This window comes from Bhargavaea sp. GQ12 (genome assembly GCF_059758705.1).
In genome coordinates, this window is record NZ_JCAXEU010000014.1 from 55,426 (window position 1) to 76,777 (window position 21,352).

The window sequence follows — 21,352 nt, forward strand, 5'->3', positions numbered from 1 at the left end:
AGGAGGTGCCAGTCAAATGAAACTGCATGAACTGAAACCTGCAAAAGGATCCCGCAAAGAACGCAATCGCGTAGGCCGCGGACCTGGTTCCGGCAACGGTAAAACATCCGGCCGCGGTGCAAACGGTCAAAACTCGCGTTCCGGCGGCGGTGTACGCCTCGGCTTCGAGGGTGGCCAGATGCCGCTCTTCCAAAGCCTGCCTAAGCGTGGCTTCACGAACATCAACCGCAAGGAATATGCCATCGTGAACCTCGAAACGCTTAACCGCTTCGAGGAAGGCACAGAAGTTACTCCTGCGCTCCTGCTCGAAACAGGCATCGTGAGCAAGGAAAAATCCGGCATCAAGATCCTCGGCAACGGTCAGCTTGAGAAAAAGCTCACTGTACAGGCTCACAAATTCTCTGCTTCCGCTAAAGAGGCCATCGAGAACGCAGGCGGCTCCGTCGAGGTGATCTGATGTTTGAGACCATCTCGAACTTTATGCGCGTCCGGGATATCCGGAAAAAAATCCTATTTACGCTGGCGCTGCTCATCGTCTTCAGGCTCGGGACCTTTATCCCGGTGCCGAATGTTGACGCGTCAGCACTCCAGGCAGCCGATCAATTCAGCCTGATCGGCTTTCTGAACACGTTCGGGGGCGGCGCGCTCGCGAACTTCTCCATTCTGGCGATGGGGATCATGCCGTACATCACGGCTTCGATCATCGTCCAGCTCCTTCAGATGGATGTCGTCCCGAAATTCGCCGAATGGGCGAAGCAGGGCGAGGTCGGCCGGAGGAAACTGGCCCAGTTCACCAGATACTTCACGATCGTCCTGGCATTTATCCAGTCGATCGCCATGTCGTACGGCTTTAACCGCATGTACGGCGGCACGCTGATCCAGAATGACAGCATTGCGACTTACCTCGTCATTGCAGTCGTCCTGACAGCAGGCACGGCGTTCCTTCTCTGGCTCGGTGAACAAATCACCGAGAACGGCGTAGGGAACGGGATCTCGATCATCATCTTTGCAGGTATCGTTGCGGCGATTCCGAATGCGGTGAATCAGATCTATGCGCAGCAGATCCAGGATGCAGGGGACCAGCTGTTCCTGAATATCCTCGTTCTGGTTCTCCTTGCTCTTGCGGTTGTCGCCATCACGGTCGGCGTCGTATATGTCCAGGAGGCTCTCCGGAAAATTCCGGTGCAGTATGCCAAGCGTGTCACGGGCCGCGGCAGCCAGCAGGCTGGCCAGCAGACCCACTTGCCATTGAAAGTAAACGCGGCGGGCGTCATTCCCGTAATCTTCGCAGTCGCGTTCATCATAACCCCTCAGTCGCTCGCTTCGTTCTTCGGCCAAAACCGCTGGACAGCGGCGATCATCGAGATCTTCGATTATACGAAGCCTGTGGGGATGATCATTTATGTAGCGCTCATCATTGCCTTCACGTATTTCTACGCGTTCATCCAGGTCAACCCTGAGAATGTGTCGGACAATCTGAAAAAGCAGGGCGCCTACATCCCGGGCATCCGTCCGGGGCAGGACACCCAGAACTATCTGACCCGTGTCCTAAACCGCCTGACCTTCGTCGGAGCCATCTTCCTTGCGGTCATCTCGATCCTGCCTATCTTCTTTATCAGCCTGGCAGGACTCCCGCAGTCCGTGCAGATCGGCGGCACCAGCCTCCTGATCGTTGCAGGGGTCGCGCTCCAGACGATGAAGCAGCTGGAATCCCAGCTCGTCAAGCGGCACTACAAAGGCTTTATGAAATGATTCCGCGGCCGGTTCCGGCCGCGAAAACACTGTAGGAGGGCACGACGTATGAACATCGTATTGATGGGCCTGCCGGGTGCCGGCAAAGGCACCCAGGCGGACAGGATTGTCGAGAAGTACGAAATCCCTCATATCTCTACAGGCGACATGTTCCGTTCCGCTATCCAAGAAGGTACGGAGCTCGGTCTCAAGGCCAAGCAGTTCATGGATGAAGGGGCGCTCGTCCCTGATGAAGTGACCGTCGGCATCGTCCGTGAACGCCTGTCTAAACAGGACTGCGAGCAAGGCGTCCTTCTGGACGGCTTCCCGCGCACTGTTGCCCAGGCGGAAGCACTGGATGAGATCATGTCCGGGCTTGGCCGCAAGATCGACCATGTCATCAACATCCGGGTGGAGCATGACGAACTCGTCAAACGGCTGACCGGCCGCCGCATCTGCAAAGAATGCGGATCTTCCTACCACCTTGTCTTCAACCCTCCCAAACAGGATGGCGTCTGTGACAAGGATGGCGGGGAGCTCTACCAGCGCGCCGATGACAACCCGGAGACCGTCAACAACCGCCTGGAAGTGAATATGAAACAGAGTGAACCGCTCCTCGCCTACTACGGCGACAAAGGCGTTCTGACCCACATCGACGGGCAGCAGGACATCGAGGTTGTATTCAAGGACATCGACCGGCTGCTCCGGGGCAACTGAGCCCGTGCCGGGGAGGCGAGACGATCCTGTTTTATGGCATGTGACGGCAGACCATGCCCGCCGGCCGCTGCGATCGGCAGGCATGGCGCGGAAATGCAGGCATGGCGGGACTTCGGTCATGCAATGCAGTCCGGAACAAGGTATAATGGGGACCGTGGATCTTTCCGTTTTATCGGATAGGGAAGCGGAAACCGTTGGTAGTCTTTCGGACATCTCTCATGCAGACCGTTCATATGTTTGAAGGTAGGGCGCAGCGGGACGAAGAGAGACCTGATTCTAACATGAAGGGATGATGATGGATGGCGAAAGATGATTTAATTGAAGTGGAAGGCAAGGTCGTCGAGACTCTGCCAGGAGCCAATTTCCAAGTGGAACTCGAAAACGGCCATACGATCCTTGCGCACGTTTCCGGAAAAATGCGGATGCACTATATCCGGATTCTGCCGGGTGACCGTGTGACAGTGGAACTTTCCCCCTACGATCTGACCCGTGGCCGTATCACATACCGTTACAAATGATCTAAGCACTCCGGACGATAAGGAGGTTCTATGCGATGAAAGTAAGACCATCTGTTAAGCCGATCTGCGAAAAGTGCAAAGTCATCCGCCGTCGCGGTCGGGTCATGGTAATCTGTGAAAACCCGAAACATAAACAACGCCAAGGCTAAACCCTAAGGAGGTGCACGAATATATGGCACGTATTGCTGGTGTAGACGTACCGCGCGAGAAGCGCGTAGTCATCGCTCTCACTTACATCTTCGGAATCGGTAAAACGACTTCCCAAAAGGTTCTCGCCGATGCAGGCGTTTCAGAAGAGACTCGCGTACGCGACCTCACTGACGCTGAACTCGACAAGATCCGTGAACAAATCGACAGCCTGAAAGTTGAAGGTGACCTTCGCCGTGAAACGAACCTCAACATCAAGCGTCTGATGGAAATCGGCAGCAACCGTGGAATCCGCCACCGCCGTGGCCTTCCAGTACGCGGTCAGCACACGAAGAACAACGCACGTACCCGTAAGGGCCCGCGTAAGACAGTCGCTAACAAGAAGAAATAATCTGCAAAGGAGGTAACTTCCCACTATGGCACGTAGACAACAAACGCGTAAACGCCGCGTCAAAAAGAATATTGAGTCCGGCATCGCACACATCCGTTCCACTTTCAACAACACAATCGTCACGATCACGGACACACAAGGTAACGCTGTATCCTGGTCGAGCGCAGGTGCACTTGGTTTCAAGGGCTCCCGTAAGTCCACTCCGTTCGCTGCCCAGATGGCTGCAGAAACAGCTGCACGCACATCGATGGAGCACGGCATGAAGACTCTCGAAGTGACGGTTAAAGGTCCTGGTGCAGGCCGTGAAGCGGCTATCCGCGCACTGCAGGCTGCAGGTCTTGAAGTCACTGCGATCCGCGACGTAACTCCAGTTCCTCACAACGGTTGCCGTCCTCCAAAACGCCGCCGTGTATAATGGCTGTCCGTCCATTGATTGAGAAACACGATTTACGGATAAACTGGTTTGTGAGAGTGCAATAGTTGTCTTGTATATCGATTTCCAATAGGAACTGCCATTCATGGACGTTTTGAGGGAGGGTGAATTTGAATGATCGAAATAGAAAAACCGAGGATTGAAGCTGTACAGACTGTGGAGAGCACCTATGGAAAGTTCATCGTGGAGCCGCTTGAGCGGGGCTACGGAACCACCTTGGGGAATTCCCTGCGGCGCATTCTTCTTTCTTCTCTGCCGGGTGCCGCTGTAACATCCATTCAGATCGACGGAGTCCTCCACGAGTTTTCGACGGTGGACGGTGTGGTCGAGGATGTCGCTTCGATCATCCTGAACGTGAAGAAACTGGCCCTGAAAATCTACTCGGACGACGAGAAGGTCATCGAAATCGATGTAAAGGGCGAGAACAAAGTAACGGCTGCGGATATCACGCATGACAGCGACGTTGAAATCCTCAACCCGGATCTCCACATTGCGACTGTCGGCAAGAACGGCCACCTCCGCATGCGCATGTATGCACAGCGCGGGCGCGGTTATGTACCGGCCGACAAAAACAAGCGTGAAGACCTGCCAATCGGCGTGATCCCGATCGACTCCATTTACACCCCAGTCTCCCGCGTCAATTTCCAGGTGGAAAACACACGTGTCGGACAATCATCCGATTACGATAAATTGACCCTCGACGTCTGGACCGATGGCAGCATCGGGCCGCAAGAGGCAATCTCGCTCGGATCCAGGATCCTGACCGAGCACCTCAACATCTTCGTAGGCCTCACGGATGAAGCACATTCCGTTGAGATCATGGTGGAGAAAGAAGAAGACCAGAAGGAAAAGGTTCTCGAGATGACTATCGAGGAACTCGACCTGAGCGTCCGATCTTACAACTGCCTGAAGCGCGCCGGCATCAACACGGTGCTTGAGCTCGCGAACAAATCCGAAGATGAAATGATGAAAGTGCGCAACCTGGGCCGCAAGTCCCTCGAAGAGGTCAAGGCGAAGCTGACAGACCTCGGACTCGGCCTGCGTACGGAAGAATAATCGTCCATAGCGGACCATCCAATTTACCCAAAAGGAGGGAAACTCGATGGGCTACAGAAAGTTAGGTCGTACAAGCTCCCAGCGTAAGGCGATGCTTCGTGACCTCGCAACCGATCTCATCATCAACGAACGCCTGCAGACGACTGAAACGCGTGCGAAAGAGCTCCGTTCCGTCGTTGAGAAAATGATCACTCTCGGAAAACGCGGTGATCTCCATGCACGCCGTCAGGCTGCCGAATTCATCCGTCGCGAACTCGTTACGACGACTGACGAAGAAGGCAATGAGCAAACGGTCTATGCACTGCAGAAACTGTTCGACGATGTGGCACCTCGCTACGCTGAGCGTCAGGGCGGCTACACCCGCATCATGAAAGTCGGCCCTCGCCGCGGAGACGGCGCACCGGTCGTCATCATCGAACTCGTTTAATTTGCGTTAACGAAAAGGGTGTGCGGTTACCTGAGTATGGACGGCACCCTTTTCTTTCTATAATGATTTATACGGCAAATGAAAAAGCTGAGCGTTACGATGGGCGGAGCCAATGCTTGCGTCCCGTCTAGCTCTCCGCACCCCATCATGGTCCCGGAGGTGTGAGCAGCCGCCGGGTCATGCCATACGACAAAAGCGCAGTCACCAGTTGGGGTGCGCGCTTTTTTTTTACATACGGACGGAAACGGGAAGGCATCGGAGTGGGGTAGGCGTTGAGACGTTGACATACTGGAGTGAAACGTTGCTATACCGGAGTGAGACGCTAACATACCGGAGTGAAACGTTGCTATACCGGAGTAAGATGTTCACACACTCTTCCGGCTCCGGGCCCGGACGACACGGCCACCGGATTCCGTTACAATAGACAGCAGAGTTGAGTGAAGCAGAGGAGGAATGACTATGGAACGGATCCTGTCCCTTCAGGACGTCCGTTTTACCTATACACCGGACGATGCGGACGGCCGCCATGCGGTCGACGGCGTTTCGTTCGATATGCAGGCGGGCGAGTGGATTGCCGTCGTCGGGCATAACGGTTCCGGCAAATCGACGCTTGCGCGGCTCATGATCGGACTCCTTTTCCCTCAGGAGGGGACTGTGGGCCTGTTCGGCGACACGCTCACAGAGGACAACCTTTGGGAAAAGCGTTCGCAGATGGGCATGGTGTTCCAGAACCCGGACAACCAGTTTGTCGGAGCGACCGTGCAGGATGATGTCGCTTTCGCCCTGGAAAACAACGGCATCCCATTCGAGGAGATGACACTCCGCGTGCGCGATGCGCTCAGGCAGGTCAAGATGGATACGTTCCTTGACCACGAGCCGCAGCACCTGTCGGGCGGCCAGAAGCAGCGCGTGGCCATTGCGGGTGCACTGGCCCTCAGGCCGAGGCTGCTGATTCTGGACGAAGCGACTTCGATGCTCGATCCCCAGGGACGGGAAGAAGTGATCCGGGTCATCCTGGAGTTGAGGGAAAAGACGGGACTGTCCGTTATTTCGATCACCCATGACCTCGAGGAAGCGCTATTGGCTGACCGGGTGGTGGTCATGAACGGCGGCCGCAAGTTCGCGGAAGGAACGCCGCAGGAAGTCTTTCTCAAAGGAGAGTCGCTGACTGCGCTCGGGCTCGATCTGCCGTTCGCCATGAGGCTGTCCGCACTTCTCGGGGAGCAGGGCATCGGAACAGAACCCGGAACGATGACGGAACGGAAGTTGGTGGAGCAGTTATGGACATTGCGCTCGAACAGGTAGGCTACACATATGCGGCGGGCACGCCGTTCCAGAAGCAGGCACTCCACGATGTGAACGTCCGTATCCCTTCGAGTTCGTATACGGCCATCATCGGCCATACGGGCTCCGGCAAGTCGACGCTTCTTCAGCATCTGAACGGTCTTCTGAAGCCTACGTCCGGAGTTGTCCGAATCGGAGAGACCCAAGTCACCAAGGATACGAAAGGCAAGCAGCTGAAGCCGATCCGACGCAAAGTCGGCATCGTCTTCCAGTTTCCCGAGCATCAGCTGTTCGAGGAGAATGTGCTGAAGGATGTCATGTTCGGCCCGCTGAACTTCGGTGTTGAGGAAGAAGAGGCAAAGGCACGCGCGCTCAGATGGCTGGAGCGCGTCGGTCTTCCCGAGGGAACGGCGGAAAAGTCTCCGTTCGATCTGTCGGGCGGCCAGATGCGGCGAGTGGCGATTGCCGGGGTACTGGCCATGGAACCTGATGTGCTCGTCCTGGACGAGCCGACCGCCGGGCTGGATCCCGCTGGCCGCAAGGAGATCATGGACTTGTTCTATGAGCTCCATGGACAGCAGAATCTGACGACGATCCTCGTCACCCACAGCATGGAAGATGCAGCGCGCTATGCAGATCATATGATCGTCATGCATGACGGCACGGACGTCCTGCAGGGACCGCCGGAAGAAGTATTCTCGGATTCGGATCGGCTCCTGGGGTGGCGCCTCGGCGTCCCGCGCACCGTGAGCTTCCAGCGGCTATACGAGGAAGGTGCAGGCCTGCCGGCGGGCCCTCCGGCACTGACTGAAGAGCAGCTTGCGGCCTATCTCGCGGCGGATCTCGGGAAAGGGGGCGGCGCATCATGATGGAGAAAATGGTGTTCGGCCGCTACATCCCGGGTGATTCGTTCGTCCACCGGCTCGACCCGCGTTCGAAGCTGATCTTTGTCTTCATCTTCATCGCGGCGGTGTTCCTTGCGAACAGCACCGTGAGCTACGCGCTCCTGCTGGCTTTTACATTAATGTCGATCTTCGCATCCAAGGTGCGCATCGGTTTCCTCATCGGTGGGCTGAAGCCGGTCATGTTCCTGATCGCCTTCACGTTCCTCCTCCATATCTTCTTCACGAAGGAAGGCGACCTGCTGTTCGAGCTCGGCTTCCTGAAGATCTATGAAGAAGGGTTGCGGCAGGGGATTTACATCTCGGTCCGTTTCCTCGTGCTCGTGCTCATGACGTCGCTGCTCACGCTCACGACATCACCGATCTCGATCACGGACGGGCTTGAGGTGCTTCTGAACCCGCTGAAGAAAGTGAAATTCCCGGTCCACGAGCTTGCGCTTATGATGTCGATCTCGCTCCGTTTTATTCCGACCCTGATGGACGAGACTGACAAAATCCTGAAGGCCCAGCTGGCACGGGGCTCCGACATCTCGTCGGGCACGATGAAAGAACGCATCCAGGCGGTTGTCCCGCTCCTCGTCCCGCTTTTCGTCAGCGCCTTCAAGCGCGCCGAGGACCTGGCCGTAGCGATGGAAGTCCGCGGTTACCGCGGGGGAGAAGGAAGGACACGCTACCGCCAGCTAAAGTGGGACTGGCGGGATACGACGGCACTTCTGATCTTGCTCGCTGTCATTGTGGCCCTCTGGTTCCTGAGGGGCTAGGGCGGCGGGATTTCGGACTTATCGGACCGGGTTCGGACTTAGTTGGCCGATATCGGACTTACCGCTTCGTAATCGGACTTGGCGCACCAATATCGGACTTACAGCTGCAAAATCGGACTTAGCCGTTCCGTTTCGGACTTACACGCCAGGAACTGGCCCCAACACCCAAAAGGAGAGATTTCCATGCCACGCATCAAACTGATCATCGCCTATGACGGGAGCGGCTTCGAGGGCTATCAGATCCAGCCGAAGGGGCGCACGGTGCAGGGCGAGCTGGAGCAGGCACTCTCCGTGATCCATAAGGGGACGGCGGTCCGTGTGCATGCGTCCGGCCGCACCGATGCCGGCGTGCATGCAAGCGGGCAGGTCGTCCACTTTGATACACCTCTCGGCATACCGGATAACCGCTGGGCGATGGCGCTCAATACCCGGCTGCCCGGGGCGATCCGCATTCTTTCCGCGGAGACAGTACCCGACGGTTTCCACGCGCGTTTTTCGGCAACGGGCAAGACCTATCGGTACATTTGGCACCTGTCCGATGTCATCAGTCCGTTCCGTCGGTATTTCACGACGCCGTCACTCGGGGTGACACCGGATGTGGCCAGGATGGAAGCGGGCGCACGCCATCTGATCGGCACGCACGACTTCACGAGCTTCTGCTCGGCTAAGACGGATGTGGAGGACAAGGTCCGCACCATTGAATCGATCCGGTTCGAGCGGCAAGGCGAGGAGCTCCATATGGTCATCAGCGGGAGCGGCTTCCTGTACAACATGGTCCGGATCATCGCCGGCACCCTCTGGATGTGCGGCAAGGGCGAACTGGATCCGGAAGACATCCCGGGTATCCTCGCCGCGAAGGACCGGTCCCAAGCGGGGAAAACCGCGCAGGCACAGGGTTTGTACCTCGAAAACGTGCGCTACGGGGGATGAAACAACTTTTCCTGGCGTACACACAAAAACGGTTGACTTCATTGCCAATTCACGGTATGATGATAAGCGGTAATTCGATAACCCCACTAAGAATGCCCCGGTAAGGTTTCTTTGTGTTAGGGATAGAGAATCGGAACTCGGAACTTTGATTGAGTGAAATTTAGGAGGACTAACAAATGCGTACAACGTACATGGCGAAAGCCCAAGAAGTCGAGCGCAAGTGGCTCGTTGTCGACGCAGAGGGCAAGACGCTCGGCCGTCTATCGTCCGAAGTCGCAGCAATCCTGCGCGGCAAGCATAAACCAACGTACACTCCGAACGTGGACACAGGCGACCACGTCATCATTATTAATGCAGAAAAGATCGAAATGACTGGTAACAAACTCCAGGACAAGATCTACTACCGTCACACAGGCCACCCGGGCGGCATCCGTCAGCGTACAGCAGGCGAAATGCGCGAGAAGTACCCTACAAAGCTTCTCGAAACGTCCATCAAGGGCATGCTTCCAAAAGGACCGCTCGGCCGTCAGATGTACCGCAAACTGCATGTCTATGCAGGCGCTGAGCATCCACACGCAGCACAACAACCGGAAGTTTACGAACTTCGCGGGTAATTAAGAGGAGGAAACACTTTGGCACAAGTTCAATACATCGGCACTGGCCGCCGCAAGACTTCCGTTGCCCGCGTACGCCTCGTACCCGGCGAAGGTAAAGTCGTAATCAACGGCCGTGACGCAGAAGATTACATCCCATTCGAAACACTCCGTGAAGTCATCAAGCAACCGCTTGTAGCGACTGAAACTCTCGGCAGCTACGACGTTCTCGTTAACGTTAACGGCGGCGGCTACACTGGACAAGCCGGCGCAATCCGCCACGGCGTTGCCCGTGCCCTGCTTCAGGTAGACCCAGACTTCCGTCCTGCGCTCAAATCCGCAGGTCTCCTCACACGTGACCCACGTATGAAGGAACGTAAGAAGTACGGTCTCAAAGGCGCACGTCGTGCACCTCAGTTCTCGAAGCGCTAATTTTCAACATCACAAAGGCTCTCAACCGTTATGGTTGGGGGCTTTTTTGTTATGCTTATGATGATAAGAGAAGCTGGAGGAGGTTCATTCTTGAACATCTTAATAATGGGTGGGACGGGGCGTGTTGGCAGCCGCATCGTCAGGCAGGCGCTTCAGGACGGACATCGGGTCAGCGTTCTTGTTCGCAATCCGGAGAAGCTTCAGATAGAAGACGAACATCTGACGGTCATCCAGGGTGATGCATTAAACCAAGATGCGATTAAACGCGCCATGCATGGAGCCGACGTTGTGGTCAGTGCCCTCAATACGGACGGAGGCACCACGCTCTCGGAAAGCATGCCGCTGATCATCAAGGCCATGGAAACAGAAGGCATCCGGCGGATCATTACAATCGGGACTGCCGGAATCCTGCAGAGCCGGGTTACCCCGGATGTATTGCGCTACCAATCAAGCGAATCCAAGCGCAAAACTACCCGTGCTGCCGAAGAACATGAGAAAGTCTACAATTTGCTCAGAGAATCCAATCTCGACTGGACCATCGTCTGTCCGACGTATTTGCCGGACGGCGAACGATTGGGCAACTACCGGACAGAAACAGATTTCCTGCCGGAAGGCGGCAGCAAAATCTCAGTGCCGGATACGGCGGAATTCGCATATGGCCAGATTGAAAGCGGCGAGTACATTAAAAAGCGCGTGGGAATTGCTTATTGATGCAGAAGCCAAAGCATCCAGCCCCTCTCCTTACATGACAGGGAGAGGCTTTTTTTCTGGCTGTTCTGATACACTATTCAAAAGACTTAGAGACGACTTGATCGCAAGGGGAGTATGTTGAATGAAGTTGCTTTTTCCATTACTCGCATTGATCGGCGGCATCGCCGTCGCCATACAGAGCCAGGTCAATGGGAACCTGGGCAGAAACGTCGGAGTAATCGAAGCGTCTTTCATTTCGTTTCTGATCGGCACGCTCGCGCTGTTCTTTGCCGTTATCTTTTTTGGGAACGGCAACTTGCTGGCCGTGGCATCGGTTCCGAAATGGCAGTTGCTTGGAGGGCTCATGGGTGCGGTTTACGTGCTCATTCTGGTCTTTTCCGTGCCGAAAATTGGTGTGGCGGCGGCTCTGGCCGGAATTATTGCCGGACAGATGATCATGGGCGCGGTGATCGACCATTTCGGGCTGTTCGGAGGAGAACGCTTCCCGATCGATGCCAAAAAGCTGATCGCGATTGTGCTGCTGTTTGTGTCGCTTTACTTGTTCAACCAGAAGTAAACCTTCTCCGGAACCGCCCTCTCTAAACTGCAGAGAGGGTTGTTTTGCGTTTTGGCAATTAACGCTTTGAACCTTGCATAAATCATTTCCAGAACTCCCGGACTTGAACCGGACAGAGGCCGGCCCGACAACCGCTAAGCCCGCATATCCTGTCGGGAGGTGGTTGGATGCACGGGCTTTCATTTGTTTTGATTCTATATACAAATCTGGTGCTGTTTGCACTGCTGTATGGCTATGTGCACCATCACCGGAAATTGATCGCTTTTCCGCTGGCCATGAATATTGCCATGGCTTTGGGCGGCCTGGTCGCCCTGTCAACGGGGGTTTTTCTGATCTTGCAATATCCCTTCCACTTCACGGCCATCACGATGGTGTCTGCCTTGGGAGGGATGGGTGCCGGCGCATTGTTCGGGGCGCTCTTCGACTGCCAGTCGATGCTGACCGGGCTGATCAACGGCATGATGATGGGGATGATGGCGCCCATGCTGGGAGCCATTGTAACAGACCCCTATCATTTTACGGTCATTCTTGAATTGTTTGTTTTCCTGATCCTCGCTGTCCTGTTCGCTGCGGTCAAGAGATCGGGAGGGTGAGAACATGCTCGGCATTGTTGGACTTCTGATCTGGAATGTGGCGGCTGCTTGTTTCTGTTATTTTCGGTTGCGCAGTAGTAAGCATCTGTTTGATGGCAGACATGCAGCCACCATCGCAAGCACAGCGACATTGGGAGTCACACTCATACTGGGCATGCATGTAACCGTGTTGTTGTCCGCGGGCCTCTCCCTGGTTTTTCTTGTTAATCTACTGCTTGGAGCAGCAGTCGGGACTCTTTTTGGAGGTCTGTTCAACTACCACTTGCTCCTGGCCGGTCTATACAATGGGCTGGTCGGCATCTCGATGGGCATCATGATCGGCGAAGTGCTGAAAAACCCGCAAATCTGCAGCATTCCGATCTCCGACCACACCCAGCTTCTGCTGAATATGTATCAGCTGTGCGGATTCGCCACTTTGTTGCTCACAGTTGTCGTGGGCCTCGTTTTAAATTCCATAAAAGCTTGAGGGTGAACCATTTGAAAAGAATTTCATTCATTGCCATGATCGTTCTTCTCGGATTTGCAGCGATCTGCCTTTTTTGGCCCCGGACTGTGGAGCTTCCCAAATTGGCTGCCATCGATGATCCGCAATTGCCTTCGATAACGGGTGATACGGATGCCTTTTCCTCCGGCAAACCCAAACTCGTGGCGTTTTATTACACCCAGTGTCCGGACGTTTGCCCAATGACAGTGATTGACTTGCTGAGCCTTCAGGAAACATTGGAGGGTAAAGACGTTCCGGAAAATGACTATCATGTCATTCTCATCACCTTGGACCCCGAAGTGGATACAGTGGACAGGATCAAACAATACAAGAACCAGTTTGACATTACATCGGGGAATTGGCTGTTCCTCCGGGGAACTGTTGAGCAGACGGAAGAGGTCACGAACCAGTTTAAAATGGTTTTCCAGAAAGACCGAGACGGCCAGATTGTTCATGGGACGACCATGTATGTCTTGGATGATGAGAATCAGATCCGGGCCGTTCATGATATGAATACGGGGCAGGCAGCAGTCAACGTGGAGCAGATTGCTGAGCATATCGAAACGCTGATCAAATAGCCGGCAGGAGAAGGCTCGAAATTGAATCGTGAAGAAAAGATGGAAAAGGGGCTTTCGCCGTCCGGCTGGCTCCTTTTTGCTTTTTGGAAACACTCCATATGGACCGGTATCCCAATAAAAATAGCTGCATCGAAAGAATATCTGTTCGATGCAGCTTTATTTAGATCAATGAGCCCCAATCCATATGCAGTCCATGTAAACAAGATCTGAAGTCATTGTCACAAATCAGGATTCGTAATCGGCGTTGCACTTGCATCCGCTGTTGCATCCGCACGAGCAGCTGCATTTGCACTTGCACTCGCACTTGCACGAGCAGCTACAGCTGCATTTACACTTGCACCCACACCTGCATTTGCACTTGCATCCGGAATTACAAGTGCATCCGCTATTGCACTTGCAGTCCTTGCGACATCTGCCAGCTTGACCAGATTTATTAGACCCGTCGGAACCAGGGAACGTGCTCATCTAAAGTCCTCCTTTCTAAAATCTTGTCGGGGGACCAAAATTGCAGCAACTTCAGTCACTTCATCATATGAACAATTTTTTGCTCCGCGTGGTCTTAACAACTATGAAATATAATTCTTTGGTATTTGTGATACTGTACCTCGGATTTTCGATCGTCTTCATGGATTTCCGGTAAGACCGGGTATTTGCATGAGCAGGATCTTATGGCTATGCTTCTAGTGAATACAGGCTCATAGCCGGAAAGAAAGGACGGATGGGGACATGAGTACATTCAAAGCGATGGTAGTGAAGGACGAGCAGTCTCAGCCGGAGATCACGCAGCTGACCATGGAAGATCTGCCGGAAGGGGAGGTTACAATCCGGGTAGCCTACTCGAGTGTGAACTTCAAGGATGGCCTGGTTGCCCTGAAGAAGAGAATGGTCGGATCCTATCCGATGGTGCCCGGAATCGATCTGGCGGGGACGGTGATGGAGTCGGCGGACGGACGCTATAAGGCTGGAGATGAGGTCATCGTGACCAGCTACGCGCTCGGGACCGGGCATTTTGGCGGATTCAGCGAAGTGGCGCGCGTACCGGCGGATTGGGTCGTGCCGCTTCCGGAAGGACTGACGATGCGGGAGTCCATGGTTCTCGGTACGGCCGGCTTTACCGCGGCCTTGTCCGTCCTTCGGCTGGAAGAGAACGGGCTCGCGCCTGACAAAGGCCCGGTCCTGGTCGCCGGTGCCACGGGCGGCGTCGGCAGCGTCGCCGTGAACATTCTGGCCAATCGGGGCTATGAGGTGACGGCCAGCACGGGCAAACATGACGAGGAAGCGTATCTGAAAGAACTCGGGGCAAGCCGGGTCATCCGCCGCAATGACGTGGCTGATGAAGACGGGACACCGGTCAGGGAAGAACAGTGGGCAGGAGCGGTCGACCCCGTCGGCGGGAAGACGCTCCAGTACATCCTCAGTACGCTGAAGTATGGCGGTTCGGTCGCGACTTCTGGCCTGACAGGCGGTATCGAAGTCCAGACGACAGTCCTGCCGTTTATCTCGAGAAACATCAACTGGCTAGGGATCGACTCCGTGCAATGCCCGATGGAACGTCGCCTCGAGGCGTGGGAGCGGCTGAGCACTGATTATAAGCCGACGGTGCTGGACGGCGACCTGGTCAATGAAGTGTCCCTGGAGCAGCTGCCGGAAGTGCTCGGGGCCATCCTGCAGGGGAAGGTGCGAGGCCGGACACTTGTGAAACTGTAATTGGAAAGGGACCCATCCGCGGATGGGTCCCTTTCAGATTTCAGGCGGAGCCTGGTAAACGTAATTTGGAGACAGCTTTTCATTATTGTACGGCTTATGGAAAATGTGCGTTGAGGCAGGGGACAGAGGCGGAATGAGCCAGGTCCAGTTTCCGGTGACGGGGCGACCGTGTCTGTGCTCATTTTCCTCGAACTTCCGGAACTGCTCGGCCGCCGTGTGGTGGTCGACGAGCGTGACGCCGGCCATCTGATAGGAATGCAGTACGGCGACGTTCAGCTCGACAAGAGCGCGGTCGACCCAGAGAGACCGGTTAGAGGAGGTATCCAGGCCAAACACCTTCGCCACGGCGGGCAAGAGATCATAGCGGTCCTCATCCGCGAAGTTCCTCGCGCCGATCTCCGTACCCATGTACCAGCCGTTGAACGGCGCCATCGGATACTCGATTCCGCCGATCTCGAGCAGCATATCCGAAATCATCGGGACGGCATACCATTTCAGGCCAAGTTCGCCCAATGCTTTGTTGTCCGGATGGGTGATCGGCACTTCCATGACCACATCATCCGGAATTCGGAACAGTTCCGGTGCTTTCCCGTCCTCCCGGATAACAAGTGGAAGAACATCAAACGGGGTGCCTTCCCCCTGCCAGCCGAGATTCTCGCACAGCCTGGTGAACTGCAGGGACGCCGGGTCGCCTGTGGCCTGGCCATCTGTCTCATATCCGGCGTAGCGGATCAGCTGATGGTTCAGGACACGGAGCGGATCGGTAGCGTTTTTCCGCGGAGGGAAAACGGTGATTGTGGAGCGGATCTTGCCGCCGTTCGTAGCAAAACGAATATGGTCCAGCAGCTGTCCATACGCAACTTCAGCGGTGCGTACATGCCGGGCATCGACTACATGCAGCGTGTGCCAGAGCAGGCGGCCGATGCAGCGGTTGCTGTTGCGCCACGCCATCCTGGCGCCGTGCGTGAGTTCAATGGACGTGTGGACATACGTGCCCGTCGCTCCCACTTCCGACCGGATTTCCCGGATCCGTTCTTCCTGCCGGTCCTTCGGGATCCCGAGCTCCACGTAGCATTCTCTGATAAACTGTTCGGCTTTCGTCATCAGCCGGTTGTCCGTGATCGCCTGATTCATTCGCCTCAACCTCCATTACACAAAGTGTAGCACGGGAATCTGGCCAAACTGTGATGAGGGAATGGAGGTTTGGTGAATTATGCCGGATAACCTGAACGCAAATCAGCCTGTGTGCCGGATTCCGGTACACAGGCTGATAAATGGTTCGCTTAAACGGGTCAGGATTCGGATTCTTCTTCCCGGTCAAACCAGAGCAGCTCCTGATCATCCTCGTCCCCGTTGTAGTTGATGAGGATTTCTTCACCCATTTTGATGGCCGTGTGGGCGTAGAAGTTGAATGTCTGGTTCTCGAAGCTGATCTCGTAGGACGCATTCGGCTGGTATGAGTGGTTGAACAGCATCCCGTAGCCCAGAAGGATAGCGGTGTGGTTGAGTCCATACTCAAACGCATAGTCAGCGAGAAGCGTCTGTTCGATGTGTTCGTGCTGATCATTCGGATAAGCGATCACCGGGGCCTGGTGGATCAGAGTGCCTTCGTTGATATCGCATGTTGCAAATACACCTCTGTTGAATTCCCCGTCACTTAGTGTGGATGTTTTGATTTCGATCAAATAATTCACCTGCTCATTTCTGATTGGAATTCATCCTTCAGCGAAAACGCCGGCCGGCGGATGGTCTATATAAACTAAAGAATGGTCATCGGTATTCCATCAGTATACAGCAGAAAGCTCGGTGAAAGGGGGCAGGAGGACTCGGGTTTTCCCGAGAATCAGAAAACGGCCATGCAAAGGGCACGGCCGTGTGAGGAAGGCTTAAGGCTGCAGGCTGCCGATCAGCTCGAGATCGGCAACTTCTTTGGAATCTGCTGAGCCGTTCATGATCTCTTTCACATCATTCAGCGTCTCCTGGAGGCTGACGGATGCACCAGGTTTTTTCGTGAAGGCCTCAGCTACGTAAAATGGCTGGGTCAGATAGGCCTCCAGACGCTCGCCCCTACGATAAGTCTGCAGCTCGGATGCAGGAATCCGATCGATTCCGCTGACTGTTACCAGAGATCTGAGTTCCCGATAGCGGCGGAGGAGTTTCAGGGCTTTCTGCTGGACGGCGAAGTGTTCCTGATCGAGATGGGCGCCTTCGAGAACAGAGGACACGGATCCCAGGGGACTCACGGCCGGATAGCGGTGCCTGGCCACCAGGTCGGCATCGAACTGCCATAGCGTCTCAAGCGGCCCGTAAGGCAGGTTCTCATCCACTGCGTCACCGGTCAGGTCGACAAGGAACGTAGTCACGGAGTGGATGCCTTTTTCCTGGAGATTCTCCTGCAGCTCCTGGATGCCGCCCGTGATGACATGGGACCGGTCAGCGACAAATATAATCTCCTGACCGCCGCCCAGCTCAATGATTTTCCGGTTGGTTTCTCCGATCGAATGGGTAATGACATCCACGTTTTCCGCAAGGTCGTCCACTCCGCGGTGTTCCCCCTCAGGCATGAGCAGGGTGGTCTGATAGCCGTCATTCTTCAACCGGTAAAGCAGTTCCGCCAATACGACGAGCTGACCCATCCCCGGACGTGCAACAAGACCGACCGTACCGCCTTTAGCCAACGGTGCAAACAAATCCAAAGTCTTGATCTTCGTCTCAATCATCTCGATCTTCTCCCCCCTGATAATCAGATCATCCAATGTGCAATTGGCCAATGAAGCGAGCGCAGCAAGCGTCCGGACCTCAGCCCGCCCGACGGGTATCTTGCCTGTGCACAGGTTCGACACGGTCGCAGGACGTAACCCGACCTGACGGGCCGCGCTTGTCAGATTCGGGACCTTCCTGCGCAACAAACCGACATTCAAACGTAAGTCATTCATTTCAAACACCCTTTCTTACTTTGAAGTGTAATTTATTTTACTCTTGAATGCAAAGATTTATTAAGTAGAGCGCACAAGAAATTACGTTATAGCGTAATTTTACTGAATCACCGACGAAGAAAATAATCCCTCTCCATTCATTATCAGGAGAGGGATTGCTGCATTTAGTATTCTTCTTCGCTGTCCTTCTTGATCAGCGTCATAAAGGCGATCAGTCCGATGAGGGAAGTGCCGAAAAGGGTTGCGCCCATCGGGACGGCGGTTGCGCCCGCGATGCCGGACAGCGGGGTAAAGGCCGCGCCGAGCAGGCTCGGGAGCATGCCGAGTACGGCGCTGGCGCTGCCGGCACGGCCGCCCTGTTTGGCCATCCCAAGGGTGAAGGTGCTGGTGATGATCATGCCCATCGTGGTCATGTAGATGAAGATCAGGATCACCAGCGACGCCAGCGGGCCTTTGATGATGGTCATGATCAGCAGGATGAATGTTGAGGTCGCAGCTACGGTGACGGCTGCCTGCAGCAGCTTTTTCTCGGATATGATTCCGCCGAACCGGCCGATGATGAAGCTCCCGGTGATGATGGCCACACCGTTGATGCCGAACAGGATACTGAATACCTGAGGAGACACGCCGTAAATCTGCTGGTAAACAAAAGGCGTGCCCGAGACGTAGGCGAAACTTCCGCCATGGACAAAACCGACAACGAGCGCATAGCCGATAAAGGAGCGGTCCTTCAATAAACTGCCCATCGTGGTCACTGAAGAACCGATGGAACTTGGAATCCGCTTTTCCGGCGGCAGCGTTTCCTTGAGCTTCGTCCCCACAATCACGACGATCAGTACTCCGATCAAAGCCAGTGCGTAGAAAATCGTTTCCCAGCTTGCAGAAGGAATGGCCAGGATCGCTCCGCCGAGCATGGGAGCGACGACCGGTGCAACGGCATTGATGACCATGAGGAGCGAGAAAAACTTCGTCATCTCCCGCCCACTAAAGACATCGCGCACTACGGCACGGGATAGGACAACCCCTGCCGCAGCGGTGAACCCCTGCAGGAACCGTGCGACGATGAGCACGGTGATATTGGGGGCGAGCGCACAGAAGACGGATGCCAGGGCAAAGAGAGAAGTGCCGATGATCAGCGGCTTTCTTCTGCCCTGGGCATCGCTGATCGGGCCGACCACGATCTGCCCGAGTGCAAGCCCGATCAGGCAGGCGGTCAGACTCAGCTGCACCTGCGAGGCGCCGGTTCCGAGTTCCCGCGAAATCTCGGGAAAGCTCGGCAAATACATATCGATATTGAGTGGCCCCAGTATGGCGAGGAGTCCGAGGACAAGTGCCAGTCCGATCCGGCTTTTTCCGGTCGGATTATGTAGTTTATCTTGTTGTAGGTTTATAAGTCATCACTCCTCGTCTGGAACATTATAAAGGAATCATTCCCTTTTGCGTGAAGTTAAGTCACGACTGTTCAGAGGGAGACGAATGCTCAGCATCTGAATGACCTCACCAGTGTTTCTGAAGGGCATCAGCATTAGCCGTTGCGACACGTCAGGCAATTGACATGTAGGGTCTTCTGCATTATAGTTTCCATAGCTAATAGTTAATATGAGTAACTAAAAAGGGGGCCGAACTATGGAGGGGATTTTCCGTCATTATCTGGCCATTTACCGGCCGCTGATCACCAGGCTGAATCAGCTGCTGGAACCGTACGGCCTTACTTATTCGCTGTGGCAGGTCATTTTCTACATCGAGCGTGAAGGACCGTCTACGCTTGTTGAGATATCGAGTTATTACGGGGTTGAAAAGCCGTCGATCACGAGAAGGGTCCATCGCCTGGAAGAGCGGGAACTGATTGAGCAGATCCCAGGAAAGGACCGGCGAGTCAAGGTGATCCGTCTGACAGGGAGGGGAGTGGCGGTGTACCGGGAATGCCGGGAAAAGATCTCCCTGCTGGAAGGCGAGATCATGAAAGGGATGGCGCGTGAGGAGCAGGAACTTCTGCACCGCCTTCTTCCTGAAATTAGGAAGAATCTAATGCGGAAAGGGGGAGCCGGAGATGAAGCCTGATCAGAAATTATGGACAAAAGATTTTATCATTGTCTCCGGCGTCAACTTTCTGATCACACTCGTCTTTTACTTGCTTGTGGTTATCATCGGGGTCTATGCCACTGATGAATACGGCGCCTCGGCGAGTGAGGCGGGACTTGTTACCGGCCTGTTTATCGTGGGCGCACTTACCGGCAGGCTGTTGACCGGCCGCAGTATTGAATCAATAGGGCGCAGAAAGACACTGTTTATCGGTCTTATCCTGTTTGCTTTGACGACTGCCCTGTACTTCATCCAGCTGGGGATTCCGTTTCTTATGCTGACGCGCTTCCTCCACGGAACTGCGATGGGGATTGCAAGTACGGCGACGGGGACGATTGTGGCACAGACCATCCCGGCAGCGCGGAAAGGGGAGGGCATCGGCTATTTCAGCATGAGCGCTACGCTTGCGACGGCAATCGGTCCCTTTATCGGCCTGTATTTGAGCGGTAAGACCGGGATGACGGCCATATTCGGCTTATGCCTTGCCGTCGGTTTCGTCAGCCTGGCAGTTGCGATGTTCCTGCGCGTACCCGAAGCGAAGCCGGTGCCGAAGGGACAGGAGAAAAAAGGGTTCAGCCTTTCCGGCATCGTGGAGCCGCGTGCCATTCCGATTGCGCTCGTCACCTTGGTGGTCGCATTCTGCTATTCCGGCGTCCTGTCGTTCATCGGCACCTACGCAATCGAGATCAATCTCGTGAGCGCGGCCAGCTTCTTCTTCCTCGTGTACTCCGTCGCGGTACTGCTGTCGCGTCCGTTCACCGGCCGCCTCATGGATGTGAAGGGGGCGAATGCGGTGATGTATCCGGCGTTTGTCTTGTTCGCGTCCGGGCTCGTTCTGCTCGGGACTGCACAGAACGGACTGATGCTGCTTGCTTCCGGCGTGCTGATTGGCCTCGGATTTGGCAATATGCAGTCCTGTACACAGGCAGTCGCAGTCAAGCTCACGCCGCCACACCGCATGGGGCTGGCGACATCGACGTTTTTCATCGCGTTGGATGCGGGGCTCGGATTCGGCCCATTCCTGATTGGGTTCTTTATTCCGTACATGAGCTTCGGCACACTCTATCTGATCTTGGCGGCTGTCGTACTCGTTTCGGCGTTGCTGTATTTCTTGATGCACGGCAAAAGAGAGAAGGCAGGCCTGCAGGTGCAGGCAGGTTAATGACAGTCCGGTCTACAGTTGCGACAGTTGCCGGTTTCGTCATTCAGCGGTTAAGTTTCATCATTCGACAGTCTAATTTCGTCATTCATGCCGTTAATTTCAGCATTCGACGGCTCCGGGTGGGCGAATGACGAAATTGCGGCTTCGAATGACGAAACTGGAACCATGAATGACGAGAATGAAGCCTTGAATGACGAAATCGCAGCCTTTATAAGAAAAGC

General features: G+C 55.0%; 28 protein-coding genes. 24 read left to right on the plus strand and 4 right to left on the minus strand.

Going from position 1 to position 21,352, the window contains the following annotated elements:
* Positions 1-16 precede the first annotated feature (16 nt).
* The 22 genes from rplO (at position 17) to AC6CHQ_RS12540 (ending at position 14,951) form a co-directional block, all read left to right on the plus strand.
* Positions 17-457 (plus strand): 50S ribosomal protein L15, encoded by a 441-nt coding sequence (gene rplO / locus AC6CHQ_RS12435; protein ID WP_092052999.1) that lies wholly within the window; start codon positions 17-19, stop codon positions 455-457.
* Positions 457-1,752, plus strand: a complete 1,296-nt coding sequence (gene secY / locus AC6CHQ_RS12440; RefSeq protein ID WP_092052994.1) for a preprotein translocase subunit SecY — start codon at positions 457-459, stop codon at positions 1,750-1,752. The genes rplO and secY overlap by 1 nt, the downstream gene beginning before the upstream one ends.
* 48 nt (positions 1,753-1,800) lie before the next feature.
* Entirely contained in the window at positions 1,801-2,448 is a 648-nt protein-coding gene (locus AC6CHQ_RS12445) for an adenylate kinase (protein ID WP_092052989.1), read from the plus strand.
* A gap of 299 nt (positions 2,449-2,747) precedes the next feature.
* Positions 2,748-2,966, plus strand: a complete 219-nt coding sequence (gene infA, locus AC6CHQ_RS12450) for a translation initiation factor IF-1 (RefSeq protein WP_008298852.1) — start codon at positions 2,748-2,750, stop codon at positions 2,964-2,966.
* A 35-nt stretch (positions 2,967-3,001) separates the two neighbouring features.
* Positions 3,002-3,115, plus strand: coding sequence for a 50S ribosomal protein L36 (rpmJ, locus tag AC6CHQ_RS12455; protein WP_076758849.1), 114 nt, complete (start codon positions 3,002-3,004; stop codon positions 3,113-3,115).
* A gap of 23 nt (positions 3,116-3,138) precedes the next feature.
* Complete coding sequence (rpsM, locus tag AC6CHQ_RS12460; RefSeq protein WP_063182479.1) at positions 3,139-3,504, plus strand: 30S ribosomal protein S13; 366 nt, start codon at positions 3,139-3,141, stop codon at positions 3,502-3,504.
* Positions 3,505-3,529: 25 nt separating this feature from the next.
* Positions 3,530-3,919: a 30S ribosomal protein S11 gene (gene rpsK / locus AC6CHQ_RS12465; protein WP_008298848.1), complete on the plus strand. Its 390-nt coding sequence runs from the start codon at positions 3,530-3,532 to the stop codon at positions 3,917-3,919.
* 132 nt (positions 3,920-4,051) lie between these two features.
* Positions 4,052-4,993, plus strand: a complete 942-nt coding sequence (locus tag AC6CHQ_RS12470; protein WP_498081646.1) for a DNA-directed RNA polymerase subunit alpha — start codon at positions 4,052-4,054, stop codon at positions 4,991-4,993.
* A gap of 46 nt (positions 4,994-5,039) precedes the next feature.
* A complete protein-coding gene (gene rplQ / locus AC6CHQ_RS12475) occupies positions 5,040-5,420 on the plus strand; it encodes a 50S ribosomal protein L17 (protein ID WP_008298846.1) in 381 nt (126 codons plus the stop codon).
* A gap of 459 nt (positions 5,421-5,879) precedes the next feature.
* Entirely contained in the window at positions 5,880-6,725 is an 846-nt protein-coding gene (locus tag AC6CHQ_RS12480) for an energy-coupling factor ABC transporter ATP-binding protein (protein WP_092052982.1), read from the plus strand.
* Positions 6,701-7,573, plus strand: a complete 873-nt coding sequence (locus tag AC6CHQ_RS12485) for an energy-coupling factor ABC transporter ATP-binding protein (RefSeq protein ID WP_498081647.1) — start codon at positions 6,701-6,703, stop codon at positions 7,571-7,573. The genes AC6CHQ_RS12480 and AC6CHQ_RS12485 overlap by 25 nt, the downstream gene beginning before the upstream one ends.
* Positions 7,570-8,367 carry an energy-coupling factor transporter transmembrane component T family protein gene (locus AC6CHQ_RS12490; RefSeq protein WP_092052974.1) on the plus strand — a complete coding sequence of 266 codons (798 nt, stop codon included), beginning with the start codon at positions 7,570-7,572 and terminating at the stop codon, positions 8,365-8,367. Before AC6CHQ_RS12485 ends, AC6CHQ_RS12490 begins: the two co-directional genes overlap by 4 nt.
* Positions 8,368-8,550: 183 nt before the next feature.
* The gene (truA, locus tag AC6CHQ_RS12495; protein ID WP_498081648.1) at positions 8,551-9,297 is read left to right on the plus strand and encodes a tRNA pseudouridine(38-40) synthase TruA; all 747 of its coding nucleotides are present in this window, start codon (positions 8,551-8,553) and stop codon (positions 9,295-9,297) included.
* 176 nt (positions 9,298-9,473) lie between these two features.
* On the plus strand, positions 9,474-9,911 hold the full coding sequence (gene rplM, locus AC6CHQ_RS12500; RefSeq protein ID WP_063182467.1) for a 50S ribosomal protein L13: 438 nt from the start codon (positions 9,474-9,476) through the stop codon (positions 9,909-9,911).
* A gap of 18 nt (positions 9,912-9,929) precedes the next feature.
* Positions 9,930-10,322 carry a 30S ribosomal protein S9 gene (rpsI, locus tag AC6CHQ_RS12505; protein WP_008298840.1) on the plus strand — a complete coding sequence of 131 codons (393 nt, stop codon included), beginning with the start codon at positions 9,930-9,932 and terminating at the stop codon, positions 10,320-10,322.
* Between the two features lie 90 nt (positions 10,323-10,412).
* A complete protein-coding gene (locus AC6CHQ_RS12510; protein ID WP_498081649.1) occupies positions 10,413-11,033 on the plus strand; it encodes an NAD(P)-dependent oxidoreductase in 621 nt (206 codons plus the stop codon).
* A 121-nt stretch (positions 11,034-11,154) separates the two neighbouring features.
* Positions 11,155-11,589, plus strand: a complete 435-nt coding sequence (locus AC6CHQ_RS12515) for a DMT family transporter (protein ID WP_251238785.1) — start codon at positions 11,155-11,157, stop codon at positions 11,587-11,589.
* A gap of 167 nt (positions 11,590-11,756) precedes the next feature.
* Positions 11,757-12,182 (plus strand): hypothetical protein, encoded by a 426-nt coding sequence (locus AC6CHQ_RS12520; protein ID WP_498081650.1) that lies wholly within the window; start codon positions 11,757-11,759, stop codon positions 12,180-12,182.
* Positions 12,183-12,186: 4 nt separating this feature from the next.
* Positions 12,187-12,648, plus strand: coding sequence for a hypothetical protein (locus AC6CHQ_RS12525; protein WP_498081651.1), 462 nt, complete (start codon positions 12,187-12,189; stop codon positions 12,646-12,648).
* A gap of 11 nt (positions 12,649-12,659) precedes the next feature.
* Positions 12,660-13,244 carry an SCO family protein gene (locus AC6CHQ_RS12530; protein ID WP_092052949.1) on the plus strand — a complete coding sequence of 195 codons (585 nt, stop codon included), beginning with the start codon at positions 12,660-12,662 and terminating at the stop codon, positions 13,242-13,244.
* A gap of 21 nt (positions 13,245-13,265) precedes the next feature.
* Positions 13,266-13,454, plus strand: a complete 189-nt coding sequence (locus AC6CHQ_RS12535) for a hypothetical protein (RefSeq protein ID WP_498081652.1) — start codon at positions 13,266-13,268, stop codon at positions 13,452-13,454.
* A gap of 516 nt (positions 13,455-13,970) precedes the next feature.
* The gene (locus tag AC6CHQ_RS12540) at positions 13,971-14,951 is read left to right on the plus strand and encodes an acrylyl-CoA reductase family protein (RefSeq protein WP_092052937.1); all 981 of its coding nucleotides are present in this window, start codon (positions 13,971-13,973) and stop codon (positions 14,949-14,951) included.
* 33 nt (positions 14,952-14,984) lie between these two features.
* Here the strand turns inward: AC6CHQ_RS12540 and AC6CHQ_RS12545 are convergent, their stop codons facing one another.
* The 4 genes from AC6CHQ_RS12545 to AC6CHQ_RS12560 all read right to left on the minus strand — a co-directional run bounded on the left by AC6CHQ_RS12545 (position 14,985) and on the right by AC6CHQ_RS12560 (position 19,278).
* Positions 14,985-16,085, minus strand: coding sequence for a nitric oxide synthase oxygenase (locus AC6CHQ_RS12545; RefSeq protein WP_498081653.1), 1,101 nt, complete (start codon positions 16,083-16,085; stop codon positions 14,985-14,987).
* 158 nt (positions 16,086-16,243) lie between these two features.
* Positions 16,244-16,636 carry an SET domain-containing protein gene (locus AC6CHQ_RS12550; protein WP_251238780.1) on the minus strand — a complete coding sequence of 131 codons (393 nt, stop codon included), beginning with the start codon at positions 16,634-16,636 and terminating at the stop codon, positions 16,244-16,246.
* Between the two features lie 201 nt (positions 16,637-16,837).
* Positions 16,838-17,887, minus strand: a complete 1,050-nt coding sequence (locus AC6CHQ_RS12555) for an ATP synthase beta subunit C-terminal domain-containing protein (protein WP_498081654.1) — start codon at positions 17,885-17,887, stop codon at positions 16,838-16,840.
* Positions 17,888-18,051: 164 nt separating this feature from the next.
* Complete coding sequence (locus AC6CHQ_RS12560; protein ID WP_498081656.1) at positions 18,052-19,278, minus strand: Bcr/CflA family efflux MFS transporter; 1,227 nt, start codon at positions 19,276-19,278, stop codon at positions 18,052-18,054.
* A 235-nt stretch (positions 19,279-19,513) separates the two neighbouring features.
* On the opposite strand from AC6CHQ_RS12560, the gene AC6CHQ_RS12565 reads away from it, so the two are divergent.
* The gene (locus tag AC6CHQ_RS12565) at positions 19,514-19,948 is read left to right on the plus strand and encodes a MarR family winged helix-turn-helix transcriptional regulator (protein ID WP_092052917.1); all 435 of its coding nucleotides are present in this window, start codon (positions 19,514-19,516) and stop codon (positions 19,946-19,948) included.
* On the plus strand, positions 19,938-21,131 hold the full coding sequence (locus AC6CHQ_RS12570; RefSeq protein ID WP_498081655.1) for an MFS transporter: 1,194 nt from the start codon (positions 19,938-19,940) through the stop codon (positions 21,129-21,131). The genes AC6CHQ_RS12565 and AC6CHQ_RS12570 overlap by 11 nt, the downstream gene beginning before the upstream one ends.
* Positions 21,132-21,352 lie beyond the last annotated feature (221 nt).

Coding starts and splice junctions, on each gene's coding strand:
- rplO (WP_092052999.1), top strand. CDS start 17: ATGAAACTGCATGAACTGAAACCTGCAAAAGGATCCCGCAAAGAACGC.
- secY (WP_092052994.1), top strand. CDS start 457: ATGTTTGAGACCATCTCGAACTTTATGCGCGTCCGGGATATCCGGAAA.
- AC6CHQ_RS12445 (WP_092052989.1), top strand. CDS start 1,801: ATGAACATCGTATTGATGGGCCTGCCGGGTGCCGGCAAAGGCACCCAG.
- infA (WP_008298852.1), top strand. CDS start 2,748: ATGGCGAAAGATGATTTAATTGAAGTGGAAGGCAAGGTCGTCGAGACT.
- rpmJ (WP_076758849.1), top strand. CDS start 3,002: ATGAAAGTAAGACCATCTGTTAAGCCGATCTGCGAAAAGTGCAAAGTC.
- rpsM (WP_063182479.1), top strand. CDS start 3,139: ATGGCACGTATTGCTGGTGTAGACGTACCGCGCGAGAAGCGCGTAGTC.
- rpsK (WP_008298848.1), top strand. CDS start 3,530: ATGGCACGTAGACAACAAACGCGTAAACGCCGCGTCAAAAAGAATATT.
- AC6CHQ_RS12470 (WP_498081646.1), top strand. CDS start 4,052: ATGATCGAAATAGAAAAACCGAGGATTGAAGCTGTACAGACTGTGGAG.
- rplQ (WP_008298846.1), top strand. CDS start 5,040: ATGGGCTACAGAAAGTTAGGTCGTACAAGCTCCCAGCGTAAGGCGATG.
- AC6CHQ_RS12480 (WP_092052982.1), top strand. CDS start 5,880: ATGGAACGGATCCTGTCCCTTCAGGACGTCCGTTTTACCTATACACCG.
- AC6CHQ_RS12485 (WP_498081647.1), top strand. CDS start 6,701: ATGGACATTGCGCTCGAACAGGTAGGCTACACATATGCGGCGGGCACG.
- AC6CHQ_RS12490 (WP_092052974.1), top strand. CDS start 7,570: ATGATGGAGAAAATGGTGTTCGGCCGCTACATCCCGGGTGATTCGTTC.
- truA (WP_498081648.1), top strand. CDS start 8,551: ATGCCACGCATCAAACTGATCATCGCCTATGACGGGAGCGGCTTCGAG.
- rplM (WP_063182467.1), top strand. CDS start 9,474: ATGCGTACAACGTACATGGCGAAAGCCCAAGAAGTCGAGCGCAAGTGG.
- AC6CHQ_RS12515 (WP_251238785.1), top strand. CDS start 11,155: ATGAAGTTGCTTTTTCCATTACTCGCATTGATCGGCGGCATCGCCGTC.
- AC6CHQ_RS12520 (WP_498081650.1), top strand. CDS start 11,757: ATGCACGGGCTTTCATTTGTTTTGATTCTATATACAAATCTGGTGCTG.
- AC6CHQ_RS12525 (WP_498081651.1), top strand. CDS start 12,187: ATGCTCGGCATTGTTGGACTTCTGATCTGGAATGTGGCGGCTGCTTGT.
- AC6CHQ_RS12540 (WP_092052937.1), top strand. CDS start 13,971: ATGAGTACATTCAAAGCGATGGTAGTGAAGGACGAGCAGTCTCAGCCG.
- AC6CHQ_RS12545 (WP_498081653.1), bottom strand. CDS start 16,085: ATGAATCAGGCGATCACGGACAACCGGCTGATGACGAAAGCCGAACAG.
- AC6CHQ_RS12555 (WP_498081654.1), bottom strand. CDS start 17,887: ATGAATGACTTACGTTTGAATGTCGGTTTGTTGCGCAGGAAGGTCCCG.
- AC6CHQ_RS12565 (WP_092052917.1), top strand. CDS start 19,514: ATGGAGGGGATTTTCCGTCATTATCTGGCCATTTACCGGCCGCTGATC.
- AC6CHQ_RS12570 (WP_498081655.1), top strand. CDS start 19,938: ATGAAGCCTGATCAGAAATTATGGACAAAAGATTTTATCATTGTCTCC.